This is a genomic window from Pseudomonas sp. NFACC46-3 (genome assembly GCF_900114515.1).
Taxonomy (GTDB): domain Bacteria; phylum Pseudomonadota; class Gammaproteobacteria; order Pseudomonadales; family Pseudomonadaceae; genus Aquipseudomonas; species Aquipseudomonas fluorescens_Q.
The window spans coordinates 85,002-100,148 of sequence record NZ_FOTH01000016.1 but is presented as its reverse complement, the minus strand read 5'-3'; the positions used below and the strand labels follow the sequence as shown (position 1 = coordinate 100,148).

Genomic DNA, 15,147 nt, shown 5'->3' with positions numbered 1-15,147 from the left:
ACATGATCCCCTACGGTCGCCAGGACATAACCCAAGCTGACATTGATGCGGTGATTGGGGTGTTGCAATCCGACTTCCTCACCCAGGGCCCTATGGTGCCCCGCTTCGAACAGCAAGTTGCTCAGCATGTGGGTGCCAGCCATGCGCTGGCGGTGAACAGCGCAACGTCTGCGCTGCATATCGCTTGTCTTGCACTGGGTCTCGGCCCAGGTGACCGTTTGTGGACAAGCCCCATTACCTTTGTGGCTTCTGCCAACTGCGGATTGTACTGCGGAGCGCAGGTTGATTTCGTGGATATAGATCCACGTACCTACAATCTTTGCCCCCTGGCGCTGGAGCGCAAGTTGGAGCAGGCCGAACGAGCAAATGCGTTGCCCAAAGTGGTCGTGGTGGTCCATCTCTGCGGTCAGCCCTGCGACATGCAAGCGATCCACGGGTTAGCCCAGCGCTACGGGTTCAAAGTCATAGAGGATGCCTCCCACGCCATCGGCGGCAAATACCAAGGCGAATTTATCGGGAACGGAAAGTACAGTGACATTACGGTACTCAGTTTCCACCCGGTAAAGATCATTACCACCGCTGAAGGCGGCATGGCTTTGACCAACGACGTCGAGCTAGCCAATAAAATGGCTCTGCTGCGTAGCCACGGCATTACCCGGGATGCGCAACAGATGACTCATGAGTCGGATGGTCCCTGGTATTACCAGCAGATTGATCTGGGCTTCAACTACCGAATGACTGAACTGCAAGCTGCCTTGGGCGTTAGTCAGATGGAGCGTCTGGATCAATACGTCGCTCGCCGTCATCAGTTGGCTGCGCGTTACAACGACCTATTGGCGACTTTACCTGTCACTGTCCCTTGGCAACACGCCGACAGCTACTCAGGCTTACATCTTTATGTGATTCGTTTGCAACTGGATAAAATCAGCAAGACTCATCGCCAGGTGTTTGAATCGCTACGTGAGCAAGGGATTGGCGTGAACCTGCATTACATTCCGGTTCACACCCAGCCTTACTACGCGCAGATGGGCTTCAAGCCTGAGGATTTTCCGATGTCGCAAGCTTACTACCGCGAGGCAATTAGCATCCCGATGTTCCAGACGATGAGCAATGAACAGCAGGACCAAGTAGTTAGCGCCATCACCAAGGCTCTGCAACGATGAAACTGGCCGTCATTCCTGCCCGGGGAGGCAGCAAGCGAATACCGCGAAAAAACATCAAGGCGTTTTGCGGTAAGCCGATGATTGCTTGGTCAATCGAAGCTGCGTTGCAAAGTGGATGCTTTGATCAAGTCATTGTCTCTACCGACGATCAGGAAATTGCTGAAGTAGCCCGCGAATACGGGGCCAGTGTTCCGTTCATGCGTCCTGCGGAATTGTCTGATGATTACACCGGGACCATACCGGTGATTCAGCAGGCCATCGAATGGTGTAGGGCTGATGGGTTTGATGTCCGCCAAGTATGCTGTTTGTATGCAACCGCACCGTTCGTTAGCCCGGAAGATTTGTGTCGTGGCTTGGATATCCTTGAAAAAACCGGTAGCCAGTACGCCTTTTCGGTGACCAGCTACGCATTTCCGATACAACGGGCGATTCGCCTGACGGAAGCGGGGCACGTTGAAATGTTCAACCCTGAACATTTCAACGCCCGTTCTCAAGACCTTGAAGAAAGCTATCATGACGCTGGCCAATTCTACTGGGGACAGGCAAGCGCCTGGCTGGAAGGGAGAATGATCTTCAGCCATGAGTCCAGTGCGGTTTTATTACCGCGTCACCGTGTGCAAGATATCGATACACCCGAAGACTGGATTCGCGCCGAATGGTTATACAGAGCATTTCAAGCTGAGTCAGGTCAGAAGTGAAAGACATGAAGGTTGTATTCCGGGTCGACGCTTCTCTGCAAATTGGCAGTGGGCACGTCATGCGTTGTCTGACGTTGGCGGAGGCGCTGAGGAAGAAAGGGGCTGAGTGCCACTTTATTTGTCGAGAGCATCCGGGAAACCTTCTAGAAGTCATACGCGCCAAAGGTTTCAACGTTCATGTATTGGCTTCAGATAAAGAACTCGACTCTTCACTAAACTCGCAGAGTGATAATCCTCGGCATTTTGCTTGGCTCGGGGTTTCCCAAGAGCTAGATGCCGAGCAAAGTGGAAGGATACTTGAGCTGTTGCAGCCCAACTGGTTAGTCGTTGACCACTATGCATTGGATATAACGTGGGAGCTAAAGCTCAAAAAAAATGACCTTAAGCTCTTGGTCATAGACGATTTGGCTGATCGGAATCATGTTAGTGATATCTTGCTGGACCAAACCTTTGGGCGTGAGGCCATCGATTACTGTTTACGAGTACCTTCTAATTGCATTGTCTTGTGCGGTTCCAAGTACGCATTGCTTCGTCCTGAGTTCTCAATATTACGACCGTATAGTTTGAAACGAAGAAATTTCTACAAGCTCGAATCGGTATTGGTTACCTTGGGAGGGGTTGATAAAGACAATGTGACGCGGTCAGTGTTGGAAGGATTGAAAGTATCTGGTCTGCCCAAAAGCTGCCGCATCACTGTAGTGATGGGCGCAGTTGCTCCTTGGTTGAATGATATTCAGCATTTAGCGAGTACGATGCCATGGCATACTGAAGTTAAGGTGAACGTCGGTGATATGGCACAGTTAATGGCTGAAAGCGATCTTTCCATTGGCGCGGCAGGAGCGACATCATGGGAACGTTGTTGTCTTGGGATTCCTACTATTATGGTAGTGCTAGCAGAAAATCAAAGATTTGCAGCTAGTTTGTTAGCGAGCGCTAAAGCAGTCTTAATGATATCGTCAGGTACCAGAATCGTTTCACAACTTGCTCGAGCGGTTGATTGTGTAGTAAAGGATTCGCAGTTCTTGAGGTCATTAAGTGAGTCTTCGAGGCTAATCACCGATGGGGCCGGTTGCGAGCACCTATTAAATACTATAGCTGAATTTAAATACCATTGATGGGTGTGATGATGGAAATATTCGGTCAACTTCGTAAAATCAATACCGATGAGCTCGAGTTGATGCTTGCTTGGCGGAATGCACCCAATGTTCGAGCTAATATGTATACAAGGCATGAGATAGCCCTCAAGGAGCATTTGGCTTGGTGGGAACGAGTCCAGCACTGCGACGATCAGCTGTATTTTATGTATGAAATCAATGGAAGACCAACGGGGATCGTAGCTTTCAATAATATCGATGTTATTAGCTCTATCTCATCTTGGGCGTTCTATGCTGCTCCTGATGCCCCAAAAGGAACGGGAAGCAAAATGGAGTTTCTTGCTTTGGACTATGCATTTCACAATATGGGCTTACATAAGCTGGCATGTGAGGTTTTAGAATTTAATTCGGCTGTAATAAAGCTTCATCAGAAATTTAATTTTAAAATTGAAGGTGTGCTTCGCGAGCATCATTTGGTTGATGGTGAATATGTTGATATATATAAACTTGGTATTCTCTCTGAGGAGTGGGAGGCCCATAGGTCATTTATGTATGAAAAACTGATTAAATTGTCTAGAGGTTGAAAAATGAATCCGGAAATTTCTATTGCTGGACGAAAAATAGGCGTCGCGCATTCACCTTATGTTATCGCAGAGCTTTCCGCAAATCATAATGGGAAACTAGATACTGCATTAAATTTAATCGAGGTCGCTAAAAAAGCTGGCGCTGATGCGGTTAAGTTGCAAACTTACACGGCAGATACAATTACTCTTGATTCCGATGCGCCAGAGTTTCAGATAAAGGGCGGATTGTGGGACGGTAGGTCTTTGTACGAGCTTTATTTGGAAGCACAAATGCCCTGGGAATGGCATGCTCCATTGTTTGAATACGCAAAAAAACTGGGGATTACTATTTTTAGTTCTCCGTTTGATACTACTGCTGTAGACCTTCTGGAAAGTTTAGGCACTCCAGCTTATAAAATCGCATCTTTTGAAGCGGTTGACTTGCCACTGATCAAATATGTTGCAAGCACCGGGAAGCCGATGATTATCTCCACCGGCATGGCCGATAGTCAGGAGATAACCGAGGCTATTGAAGCCGCTCGAGACGGCGGTTGTAAAGAACTGGCAATCCTCCACTGCGTTAGTGGTTATCCCGCCCCTGCGCATGATTATAATCTACGAACTATACCCGATATGATTCAGCGTCATGGTTTGGTAACAGGCTTATCCGATCATACATTAGATAACACTACTGCTATAACCAGCGTTGCGTTGGGCGCATCAATCATTGAAAAACACTTCACTCTTGATCGAAGCGGTGGCGGGCCTGATGACAGTTTTTCACTGGAGCCAACAGAGCTTGCTGCTTTGTGCCAAGACAGTAAAACAGCATGGGCTGCATTGGGAAAGGTTGATTATGGGAGGAAGTCCAGCGAGCAGGGAAATGTACAGTTTAGGCGTTCTTTATATTTTGTAAAAACATTGAAGGCGGGTGAGGTTATAACCCCAGAGTCTATTCGAAGCGTAAGACCGGGATTTGGTTTGGCTCCGAAACACTATCTGGAAGTATGTGGCAAAGTTCTATTGTGCGATGTACAAAAAAATACTCCGGTTTTGGCGGCACAGATAGGCAAATAAAGAATTTAGAATGAGTAGTTATCATGCTGGCTCGAATAGCTGTAAGTTGTATAGGAGGTACCTGCTCCCTCGTTCGCTTACTTTTCGACAGCCGGGATAGCGTTTAAGGGAGCAACGGGAGTATATGAAATATATTGTGTGTGTGACTAATTTTCACCTTCTTCTTGCTGAGGCGTTTAGTAAAAACTGGCCCCCTGAGCTTTACAGCATTATTGATTTGAGGCGGCGCGGCGATACTAAAGACTGGCGAGTGTGGCTGAAAGGGCGTTGCAGTGGGCTGATTATGCTCGCTCGCTGTTTGATTGATCGTAAGTCACACGTTGTCGTTTCGCACCCATACAATTTATGGTTTTCGCTGTTTATCTATATTGGTAGAAAAGTCTCATTATATGATGATGGCATCGCTTACTATAATAACTCAATGGCTCCGAGTGGATTGATCGCGACATTTTACTCGACGTTGTCAAAAAAAATAAGTGTTCTGTTGAGGGCCGGGGTTGGATACAGAGATGTATTGATTTCAGCAGATATTGAGCAATACTATTGTTTATACCCAAAGCTATTTGCTGAGTGTGAAGATGATTTTAAAGTTAAAATAACTAACATTGCGCTGCCTGAAAATGAATTCGACTCTATAGATGGTTCACATGAGTCCGTAGTTGTGTTTCTTGATAGTACGCCAGCGATATTGAGTTATTATGATGCTATTAAGATTTTTGAGTACTTTAAACTTAAGTGTTTAGGGTCGCAATTAAAGTTCTACTATAAGCCACATCCATCTAGGGAAACGTCATTGTCAGCGATGCTTGGAGAGGCTGACTGGGCGTGCTGTATTGATGATAGTTTTGAGTGCTTTGTTGCGCGTAAAAATATTACAGAAATGTATTCTTTTTATTCTTCGGCATCAATAGTGGTTAGAGCATACTCAAAAAAAGCAAAGATATATTGCTTGGGTAATGCCCAAGCTAGCCTGCTGTTTTCAGGGGTGGCACCACTAATGGAGTTGATAGGGGCAGAGGTGTTGTGTGTTGAAAATTGATAAGAGCTTGGTTAAAGCGATTCTATGTTCTTGGTTTGTTTTTTTTTCTGCCATGTTTTCGCCGTTAATTGAGCCGAACTATGAGAGTGTTGGCATTGGATATTGTTTGTATTTTTTTTGCTCGTATCTGGTTTTTTATATCTCAATGGTTGTTGTTGATATGCCTGCTGATAATAAGCGGCGTGATGCTGGGGTTTCGATTTTTTTTCAGTTATTTATATTTTTTTTGTTGCTTACGTTTCTGTTTCGAGTTGTGGACCGATTTTATTTTCGACCAGTAGATAATTACTTTTCTATTGAAAGTTACAGGGAGGCTCGGAAGGCTGGGACTAATATTTTTTCCTTTCTTGGTTCCTTCTTGCTGCCTTTCTTTTTTGTTAGCATGGATGCATATTTGCAACGAGCCAAATCATTAGCAGGGATGAAAATTAAGATTGTTCCCATGATTATGGTGGCTCTCATATTTTTTGATCTTCTTGCTTCAGGGTCGCGTGGTGTAGTGCTGGTTGCATTGGTTATGTTATTAGGGCGTTATTTCAGTTTTAAGAAATTTATTTTTGTATTGCCAGTTTTGGTTTTGTTGTCTGGTCTGCTATTTGTTTTTAGATTTATCTCCCTTGCGGGTAGAGAAGTAGATATGCAGTCAATGCTTGTTTCGGTTAGCTCTCTGGGCTATGCTTTTTTTGTTCCATACTCAGGTTGGATTGATACGTTAGCGGGCGAAGGAAATGCTCTATTGGTTATATTTCCTTTTCTTCAGGCTAATCAATATCTAGCGCACGGTTTTTTTGAGTTTTCTTATATGTTTGGTAGTTTTGATGGCTGGTTTTCTGATGTTGTTATAGTGCTTCCTCATTTTGCTAAATTTCTTGATCAAACTCAGGAAGTTATTAGGCCTGGTATGTACTATACTATGGCGGGAACTGCTTATAATGCCTTTGGATATTTTTCGATAGCGTTTATGATGTTCTTGGGGATGGTTTATGGAGTGGTGTTGAGGTCAGCGAGATTTTTGGGGGTCGGATCAATGTTGGTTGTTCTCCTTTCTATCTTTCTGCTTCCGTTTGTCAATAGCTTTGGTGGTTTTGATTTTTATCTTTATTTTGTGGCGATACTAGTTCTTCGGGCTGTTGCAGGGCTTTGCTCTCATGGCGCTAGAACTTCAAGGCAGGAGGGATTATGAGAGTGCTAGTGACCGGCGGAACGGGTTATATAGGGTCGCACTTCGTCCTTGAACTCCTGCTTTCCGGGTATGATGTTGTGGTGCTGGATAATTTATCAAATAGCGTTCAAGCAGTTATTGAAAGAGTTTGCTTGTTGTCTGGGAAAGAGCCGATTTTTATAGAGGGCGATGTTCGAGATGCTCAACTGCTGGACCAGATTTTTTCAGAGTATGCTATAGATAAAGTCGCACATTTTGCGGGTCTTAAAGCTGTAGGGCAAAGTGTCTGTGATCCGATTCTTTACTATGATAATAATGTGTATGGCAGCATAGTGCTATTTAAGGCAATGGCAAAAGCTAATGTTTTTTGCCTTGTATTCAGTTCCTCGGCGACTGTCTATGGTGACCCCAAAGAAAATCCAATTATAGAGTCTTCATTTGCTAACAGTCCAAGTAATCCATACGGTCGCTCAAAGCTATTTGTTGAAAATATACTAGCTGATGTTGCTGTTTCGGATCCTCGATGGTCAATTGCTATCCTTAGATATTTTAATCCAATCGGTGCTCATGAAAGTGGTCTTATAGGGGAGGCTCCTAATGGTACACCTAATAATTTGCTTCCTTATCTAAGCCAAGTTGCTGTTGGTAAATTATCTGAGTTGTCTGTGTATGGTGATGATTATCTGACACCTGACGGCACCGGTGTTCGGGATTATATTCATGTTGTTGACCTTGTGAGAGGACATCTTGCAGCTCTGGTATATCTGGATGGTCATGTAGGAAAGCATGTTTGGAATCTTGGCACTGGTGTTGGTTACTCCGTGATGCAAGTTGTTAGGGCTTTTGAGAAAGTATGTGGAAAAACGATACCCATCAAGATCATGCCGCGTCGTTTGGGTGATATAGCAGCTTGCTGGGCGGATACTACAAAAGCCGAAGTTGAGCTCTCTTGGCGCGCTGAGTATGGATTAGAAAAAATGGTAGAAGATACTTGGCGATGGCAGCTTAATAGCCCTGACGGATACGAAGGATGAACTGTAAGTGAAAATCGTCTATGTAATCACACGCTCAGATACCATGGGCGGAGCGAGTGTTCACGTACTTGATCTGGCTAGTGGTGCGCAGAAGGCTGGGCACGAAGTTATCATTTTGGTGGGCGGGAAGGGTGTCCTTGTGGCGCGTGCCAACAAAAAAAACATTCCTGTTATCTCTTTAAAGTTTTTGATTCGAAATATAAATCTGTTTAAAGATGTTTTTGCTTTTTTTGAATTGCGAAAATATATAAAGGATATCGAGCCTGATCTCATTCATCTTCATTCTTCTAAAGTGGGTATTTTAGGACGGTTAGTAGCTAAATCTCTAGGTATACCTGTTATTTTTACAGCGCACGGTTGGGCGTTTACTGAGGGGGTATCGGCCGGGCGGCGTAAGTTTTATAAGGCGGTCGAACGTGTTATGGCTTTTTTGGCAAGCCGAATTATTACTGTCTCCAACTATGATCGGAAAATTGCGCTAAGTTCAGGGGTGGGGGATGAAGGCCTTATTTGTACGGTGCACAATGGAATGCCGGCGCTAGAGTTAGATAGCACCATTTTTCAAGATACTGCTTCCCCCAAGATGATTATGGTTGCTCGATTTGATGAGCAAAAAGACCAAGTTGGTCTGGTGAGAGCTTTGGCACTGTTGCAGGATATTTCATGGACGTTAGAATTTGTAGGTGATGGCCCTTCTATTTGTAATATTAAGCAACTTGTGAAGCAATTTGGGCTGGAGGGGCGCGTATTGTTTTCGGGCGCTTGTGACGATATTCCTGAGAGATTAAATAACTCTCAAATTTTTCTGTTGATCACAAACTGGGAAGGATTTCCTCTAACCATTCTTGAGGCTATGCGAGCGGGCCTACCGGTAATAGCCTCTGACGTAGGGGGGGTTAGCGAAGCAGTCCAAGACGGGTGTACGGGTATACTTGTGTCAAGAAACGATATTAATAACTTGGCTGAAGCTATAAGGTCTATGCTTGGCTCTTCCGAAATGAGGCGTGCAATGGGGGCAGCAGGAAAGGAACGATTCGAAAAGGCGTTTTTGTTTGATGGGATGTTAGATAAGACGCTTTCTATTTATCGAGATGTTTTGAAATGAAGGTTCTAATTACCGGGGCTAACGGCTTCTTAGGTCGGAATTTAGTGTCCACTCTGTTAGGCACAACAGATTTTTATTTGGTCGGTGCTGTAAGAGGAGAGGGCGCTGTTATTTCCTCGAGAGAATCTTACATCTCAGTTGGTGATATTTCCTTTGATACTGATTGGCATGCAGCGTTATCTGGTGTGGATGTGGTTATTCACCTGGCTGCACGTGCTCATGTTTTAAGTGAATCATTCCGTAATCCTTTATACGAGTTTCGACGGGTAAACGTGGGAGGGGCAGTCTCGCTTGCGAAACAAGCTTTGGAGCATCGAGTTAAACGTTTCATTTTCATAAGCTCAATCGGTGTAAATGGGGGGGTGACTACAAATGTTTCCATTAATGAAAAAACCCCTTGTTTGCCTCATGCCGACTATGCTGTGTCAAAAATGGAGGCTGAAGAGGAACTTAGGACGATTACGCGAAACAGCTCAATGGAACTGGTGATTATTCGGCCACCTCTAGTATATTCCTCCGATGCTCCTGGAAATTTTTCTCGATTATTAAAAGCGGTTGATATGGGGTTACCTTTGCCGTTAGGTTCCGTTCGCAATGCTAGAAGCATCATCGCGTTAGAGAATCTCACGGACTTCATTAGGGTCTGTGTGGATAATAGAGCAGCAGGTAACGAGCTTTTTCTGGTTTCGGATGGTAAAAGTTTTTCAACTCCTGATATTATTCGAATGATCGGTCGGGGCATGGGGAAACGTTCAATTCTTTTGCCGGTGCCGGACGTGTTTCTTCGATCGATGGCCGCAATATTTTGCAGGACGCCCGTATACACGCAGCTGTGTAAGTCTCTCGTTATTGACTCAAGTAAAGCTAGGAGCTTATTGGGTTGGACGCCGCCTATTGATCCGGTAGATGCTTTGGTTCAAGCTGGCACAGCTTATAAGTTCCGTAAGAATTCGCTTTAGCGGGTTTCCATATATGGCCGATATAAAATGAATTTATTTTTTCTATTGCTATCAGTTGTCGGATCCTCATTGATCTTAACTTATAGTTTGCGCTGTTATGCATTGGCCCGAAGCATTATTGACATCCCCAATGCCCGTAGCTCACATACAGTCCCCACCCCTCGTGGTGGCGGCGTGGCGATCGTCCTCAGCTTCCTGTTGGCCTTACCCATATTGACAGCTACCGGCTTCCAGTCTTGGCCAACCATGTGGGCAATGCTGGGAGCTGGATCTGGGATCGCTGTGCTGGGATTCTTGGACGATCACGGTCACATCGCTGCCCGCTGGCGGTTGCTCGGTCATTTCACAGCATCAATTTGGGCGTTGTATTGGTTGGGCGGTTTGCCGGCAATCAGCTTGTTTGGTCTTGAACTTGATTTGGCTTGGTTTGGGCACGTCTTGGCAGTGTTCTACCTGGTCTGGATGCTCAACCTCTATAACTTCATGGACGGTATCGACGGTATCGCTAGCGTCGAGGCGATTTGCACTTGCCTCGGAGCTTGTTTGCTTTACTGGTTGGCTGGCTTCGATAGCTTGATCGTGGCGCCACTGGTACTCGCAATGGCAGTGGGGGGATTTTTATACTGGAATTTCCCGCCCGCACGAATTTTCATGGGGGACGCAGGGAGTGGGTTCCTCGGGATCATTCTCGGTTTGTTGTCGTTGCAGGCAGCCTGGGCTTCACCCAAACTGCTTTGGGTCTGGCTAATTTTGTTGGGGGTGTTCATCGTCGATGCGACCGTCACCTTGATCCGACGCCTTCTACGAGGCGATAAGGTGTATGAAGCCCACCGCAGTCACGCATACCAATTCGCTTCGCGTCAGTATGGCCGTCATTTGCCGGTAACCGTGGCGGTGGTGGTGATTAACCTGTTCTGGCTCCTGCCTCTGGCGGCATCTGTCGTTTTGTGGAACATGGATGGCGCATTGGCTTTGATAGTGGCCTATCTCCCGTTGGGGTTGCTTGCCGCCAGGTTCCATGCTGGTGAGCTGGAGACGCCCTGATTTCATGGTAAGGTTCGCGTTTTTTCCTTATCGGTTGTCTAGGGGACGGAATTATAATTGCGTGCTTTATAGGAATGCATTTGTTTTAGGAGCTGGCCAAGGTGCGTGAAGGGGTTATGGATAAAATAAGATCGGCTTTGTTGGGGCTGCCTAGACGCCACAAGCGCGCAATCCAAGTAGCCACCGATGTGGTTTTGGTTTGGGTCGCCTTGTGGCTGGCATTTGTCGTTCGACTGGGTGTCGAGGCGTTGGCCAGCCCAATCGAGACACATTTGTGGCTTTTCGTAACCGCTCCGCTGATCGCTATTCCTATTTTCATTCGCTTTGGCATGTATCGCGCGGTCATGCGCTATTTCGGTAACGACGCGCTGATCACGATTTGCAAGGCGGTCAGCCTTTCGGCCTTGCTGCTGGCTTTGGTGGTGTATTGGTACAGCAACCACAAAACCGTGGTGCCACGCTCCATCATTTTCAACTATTGGTGGCTGAGCCTGATCATGATTGGCGGCTTGCGCCTGATGATGCGGCAGTACTTCCTGGGGGACTGGTTTACCGCAGCCCAGCATGTGCCCTTCACCAACCGTGACGACGGTCTGCCCAAGGTTGCTATTTATGGTGCCGGGGCCGCAGGTAACCAGCTCGTGGCCGCGCTGCGCATGGGGCGGGTGATGCGACCGGTCGCGTTCATCGATGATGACAACAGCATCGCTGACCGCGTGATCGCTGGACTACAGGTCTACGCGCCCAAGCATATCCAGAAAATGATCGACACAACCGGCGCGCAGGAAATTCTGCTGGCGGTGCCTTCCTCGTCACGTGGGCGCCGTCGGGAGATCTTGACGCTGCTTGAAGGTTTTCCCCTGCATGTACGCAGCGTCCCTGGGTTCATGGACCTGGCCAGCGGCCGGGTCAAGGTAGATGACATCCAGGAAGTGGACATCGCTGACCTTCTAGGGCGCGATCCGGTTCCCGCGCAACCTGATCTGCTAGAGCATTGCATCACTGGCCAGTCGGTCCTGGTCACTGGAGCCGGTGGCTCGATCGGCTCCGAGCTTTGTCGGCAAATACTGGCACTGAAGCCGACTACGCTGCTGCTGTATGAGCATAGCGAATTCAATCTCTATAGCATCCTGTCTGAGCTTGAGCCTCGAGTGGTTCGGGAGTCGCTGTCGGTTCGGTTGCTGCCTATCCTTGGATCGGTACGAGATCAGGACAAACTGCTGGACGTGATGAAGACCTGGAATGTCGACACGGTCTATCACGCCGCCGCTTATAAGCATGTCCCGATGGTCGAACACAACATTGCCGAAGGCGTCCTGAACAATGTGATCGGGACGTTGAATACGGCACAGGCTGCGTTGCAGGCAGGCGTATCGAACTTCGTGCTGATCTCCACGGATAAAGCGGTGCGCCCAACCAATGTAATGGGCAGCACCAAGCGGCTTGCAGAACTGACCTTGCAGGCCCTTAGCCGCGAACTGGCCCCCGTGTTATTCGGTGACAAGGCCAACGTTTCAAGGGTCAATAAAACCCGTTTCACCATGGTTCGGTTCGGCAACGTGTTGGGGTCATCCGGTTCGGTTATTCCTCTGTTCCACAAACAGATCAAGTCCGGCGGGCCGTTGACCGTCACGCACCCAAAAATCACGCGTTACTTCATGACCATTCCCGAGGCCGCTCAGTTGGTCATACAGGCGGGGTCCATGGGGTTGGGCGGAGACGTGTTTGTGCTGGACATGGGCGAACCGGTAAAGATCGTCGAGCTGGCGGAAAAGATGATTCACCTGTCTGGCTTGAGCGTCCGTTCGGAAAAGAACCCCCACGGCGACATTGCAATCGAGTTCACTGGCCTGCGTCCAGGCGAGAAGCTTTACGAAGAATTGCTGATTGGCGACAACGTCGTCGCCACCCAGCACCCGATGATCATGAGTGCCAATGAGGACCATCTGTCTTGGGACACGCTCAAGATCAAGCTAGCTGAGTTGCTGGCCGCCATCGAGCGCGATGACTACACCAGGGTCCGCCAGCTGCTTCGGGACACTGTCAGTGGTTACGCTCCAGACGGCGAGATTGTCGACTGGATCTATCAGCAACGCCGTCTCGAACCCTGATTGTTACATACGCTGTAACGTACACATTTTTGACAGCGGCACCTCATCGCCTAAGTTTGAGAGGCAGCTTCGGAAAAGCTGCTTCTCTCTTAACGATGTCATGGAGCGTCATTTATGCGTACAGGCTATTTCTACTCTCTGGTTTTTGCCTTTCTCACCAGCGCCTCGATTGCTGCTATCGCCGCCCCAGTGGTCAAGCCTGAGGTGGTTGCTACGCCGCAAGCAGTGGAGCAGCCAGCCAAAACGCAGAGTACCAAGGTGGATTTGAACGGGGCGGATGCTGCCACGCTGCAGCGCGAGCTGTCAGGGATAGGGAAGGGCAAGGCCGAGGCGATTGTTGCGTATCGGGAGAATAATGGGCCCTTCTCTTCGGTGGACGAATTGCTGGAGGTCAAGGGGATCGGCAAGGCGATTCTCGACAGGAATCGTGACAAGCTGGAAGTTAATTGAGCGCATGAAAAAGAAGGGCCGATCGAATGATCGGCCTTTTTTATATGGTGCGTCAGGCATGGCGCGTAGCGCCGTGACTGGCGCTGTTCGGTTGTAAGCGCTCCATAAACCCCACCGACTTGAAAGTGGGCGGCGCCGTCAGCTAGACGATGTCGGCGAACAGTTCCATGGCAGCAGGGCCTCGTAATCCTCAACCGAGGATGCCATTGGCAAGCGCTCAAGTGCGTGGCGCAGCCACACATAAGGCTCTTGGCCGTTGGCTTTGGCAGTCTCGACCAGGCTGTAAAGTTGAGCGCTGGCCTTCGCGCCTCTAGGCGTGTCGCTAAAAAGCCAGTTCTTTCTCCCGATCACGAAGGGGCGGATGGCTCGTTCGGCGGCGTTATTGTCGATAGGCAGGTAGCCTTCCTCGACATACCGTTCAAGCTTGTCCCAGTTGTTTGCCAGGTGGGTAACTGCCTTGCCAAGTGCATTCTGTGTAGTCACATAAGGCAGGATTTTGCGCAACCACTCTCTGAGTTGTCCCATTACGTGGCAGCTCAAGTCCTGGCGAGCTTTTTTGCGCGCCTCATCGCTTTTCTCTTTGTAAGCGATTTCGATACCGTACAGTTTGCTGATCAATTTCAATGCAATATCTGCGCGTCCCGTCTTGCCTTTGGGTTGCATTTTTTGTGCTTCAACGAACTTGCGACGAGCATGGGCCCAGCATCCCAGGCGCTCAATGCCAGGTTGAGCACCCAGCGCGTTGTAACCGGCGTAATCATTGGCCATGAGATAGCCACGATAGCCCTTGAGCAGACGTGCAGGTACTTCCTGCGCTCGGCCGGTGGAGTAGTCGAAAAGAATCACCGGCTTATCGGGCGGGCCGCCGGTTTGAACCCACATCCATGACTGGCTGCTCGGCTCTCGGCCAGGCTCTTTGAGCACCTGCACGCGAGTTTCATCGCAGTGGATGACACGGCTGGCCAACAGGTTGTCGCGCATTTCAGGAGTGGCTGGAAGTGCTCGCCGCACTGGATAACCCAGCGTGCCAAGGTCTGACGAGGAATATCGATGCCGTGGCGACCCAGTGCATTTTCAAAGCGGTGAAGCGGCAAGCCGTCCACGTATTTGGTGGTCAGCAGCATCGCCAGAACGCTTGGGCTGGCCATGCTTTTTTCAATCAACTGGGCCGGTTTATTGGCAGTGACCGGCGCCGTTTCGCAGTCGCGACAGCCGTAAACCTGACGTACGTGTTTGATGACCCGAATCTGCATCGGCACGATTTCAAGTTGCTCGCTGACTTCTTCGCCAATCACGTGTTTACGACAGCCACAGAAGCAGGTCAGTTCATGTTCGGGAAGTGCGTGGATGACTTCGATACGTGGCAGGTCAGCAGGCAGCGGCTTGCGTTTACCCCGACGCCTGATGGGTGAGACGACCTCTTCATCAGCATCTTCGCCGACAGGTTCGGCAACGCTTTCCGCTTCGTTGAAAAGGGCCATCTGTGGCATGGCAGAATCGACCGCTTGCTCAGACTTTCGACCAAACAAGCGCTGACGTAGCAGCGCGTTTTCTTCCTCAAGCAAACCAACCCGCGACTGCATCTTCGCAAGCATCTGCTTGAGCAATTGGGGATCGTCGGGGGAGATTATCGGGCATGGAGTGCATG

General features: G+C 48.6%; 13 protein-coding genes and 1 pseudogene. 13 read left to right on the top strand and 1 reads right to left on the bottom strand.

The annotated features are described in order from the left end of the window. Positions 1–2: 2 nt before the first annotated feature. The 13 genes from pseC (at position 3) to BM300_RS17160 (ending at position 13,499) form a co-directional block, all read left to right on the top strand. A complete protein-coding gene (pseC, locus tag BM300_RS17220; protein ID WP_092345763.1) occupies positions 3–1,163 on the top strand; it encodes a UDP-4-amino-4,6-dideoxy-N-acetyl-beta-L-altrosamine transaminase in 1,161 nt (386 codons plus the stop codon). Then, positions 1,160–1,861, top strand: a complete 702-nt coding sequence (gene pseF, locus BM300_RS17215) for a pseudaminic acid cytidylyltransferase (RefSeq protein WP_092345765.1) — start codon at positions 1,160–1,162, stop codon at positions 1,859–1,861. The genes pseC and pseF overlap by 4 nt, the downstream gene beginning before the upstream one ends. Before the next feature lie 5 nt (positions 1,862–1,866). Continuing rightward, a complete protein-coding gene (pseG, locus tag BM300_RS17210) occupies positions 1,867–2,976 on the top strand; it encodes a UDP-2,4-diacetamido-2,4,6-trideoxy-beta-L-altropyranose hydrolase (RefSeq protein WP_092345767.1) in 1,110 nt (369 codons plus the stop codon). Between the two features lie 8 nt (positions 2,977–2,984). Further along, entirely contained in the window at positions 2,985–3,539 is a 555-nt protein-coding gene (gene pseH, locus BM300_RS17205; protein ID WP_170862068.1) for a UDP-4-amino-4,6-dideoxy-N-acetyl-beta-L-altrosamine N-acetyltransferase, read from the top strand. 3 nt (positions 3,540–3,542) lie between these two features. Further along, positions 3,543–4,595 (top strand): pseudaminic acid synthase, encoded by a 1,053-nt coding sequence (pseI, locus tag BM300_RS17200; RefSeq protein ID WP_092345769.1) that lies wholly within the window; start codon positions 3,543–3,545, stop codon positions 4,593–4,595. Positions 4,596–4,719: 124 nt separating this feature from the next. Next, a complete protein-coding gene (locus tag BM300_RS30405; RefSeq protein ID WP_139197670.1) occupies positions 4,720–5,634 on the top strand; it encodes a polysialyltransferase family glycosyltransferase in 915 nt (304 codons plus the stop codon). Then, positions 5,624–6,817 (top strand): hypothetical protein, encoded by a 1,194-nt coding sequence (locus tag BM300_RS30400; RefSeq protein WP_139197671.1) that lies wholly within the window; start codon positions 5,624–5,626, stop codon positions 6,815–6,817. The genes BM300_RS30405 and BM300_RS30400 overlap by 11 nt, the downstream gene beginning before the upstream one ends. Further along, a complete protein-coding gene (galE, locus tag BM300_RS17185; protein WP_092345775.1) occupies positions 6,814–7,830 on the top strand; it encodes a UDP-glucose 4-epimerase GalE in 1,017 nt (338 codons plus the stop codon). The genes BM300_RS30400 and galE overlap by 4 nt, the downstream gene beginning before the upstream one ends. Positions 7,831–7,837: 7 nt before the next feature. Next, positions 7,838–8,935, top strand: a complete 1,098-nt coding sequence (locus BM300_RS17180) for a glycosyltransferase family 4 protein (protein WP_092345777.1) — start codon at positions 7,838–7,840, stop codon at positions 8,933–8,935. Then, positions 8,932–9,894 carry an NAD-dependent epimerase/dehydratase family protein gene (locus BM300_RS17175; RefSeq protein WP_092345779.1) on the top strand — a complete coding sequence of 321 codons (963 nt, stop codon included), beginning with the start codon at positions 8,932–8,934 and terminating at the stop codon, positions 9,892–9,894. Before BM300_RS17180 ends, BM300_RS17175 begins: the two co-directional genes overlap by 4 nt. 27 nt (positions 9,895–9,921) lie before the next feature. Next, positions 9,922–10,938, top strand: a complete 1,017-nt coding sequence (locus tag BM300_RS17170; protein ID WP_092345781.1) for an MraY family glycosyltransferase — start codon at positions 9,922–9,924, stop codon at positions 10,936–10,938. 116 nt (positions 10,939–11,054) lie between these two features. Then, positions 11,055–13,049: a polysaccharide biosynthesis protein gene (locus tag BM300_RS17165; protein ID WP_092345783.1), complete on the top strand. Its 1,995-nt coding sequence runs from the start codon at positions 11,055–11,057 to the stop codon at positions 13,047–13,049. Positions 13,050–13,163: 114 nt separating this feature from the next. After that, positions 13,164–13,499: a ComEA family DNA-binding protein gene (locus BM300_RS17160; RefSeq protein ID WP_092345785.1), complete on the top strand. Its 336-nt coding sequence runs from the start codon at positions 13,164–13,166 to the stop codon at positions 13,497–13,499. A gap of 138 nt (positions 13,500–13,637) precedes the next feature. On the opposite strand, the pseudogene BM300_RS17155 reads toward BM300_RS17160, so the two are convergent. After that, positions 13,638–15,146 (bottom strand): annotated as a pseudogene (locus BM300_RS17155) (IS66 family transposase). Between the last annotated feature and the right edge of the window lies 1 nt (position 15,147).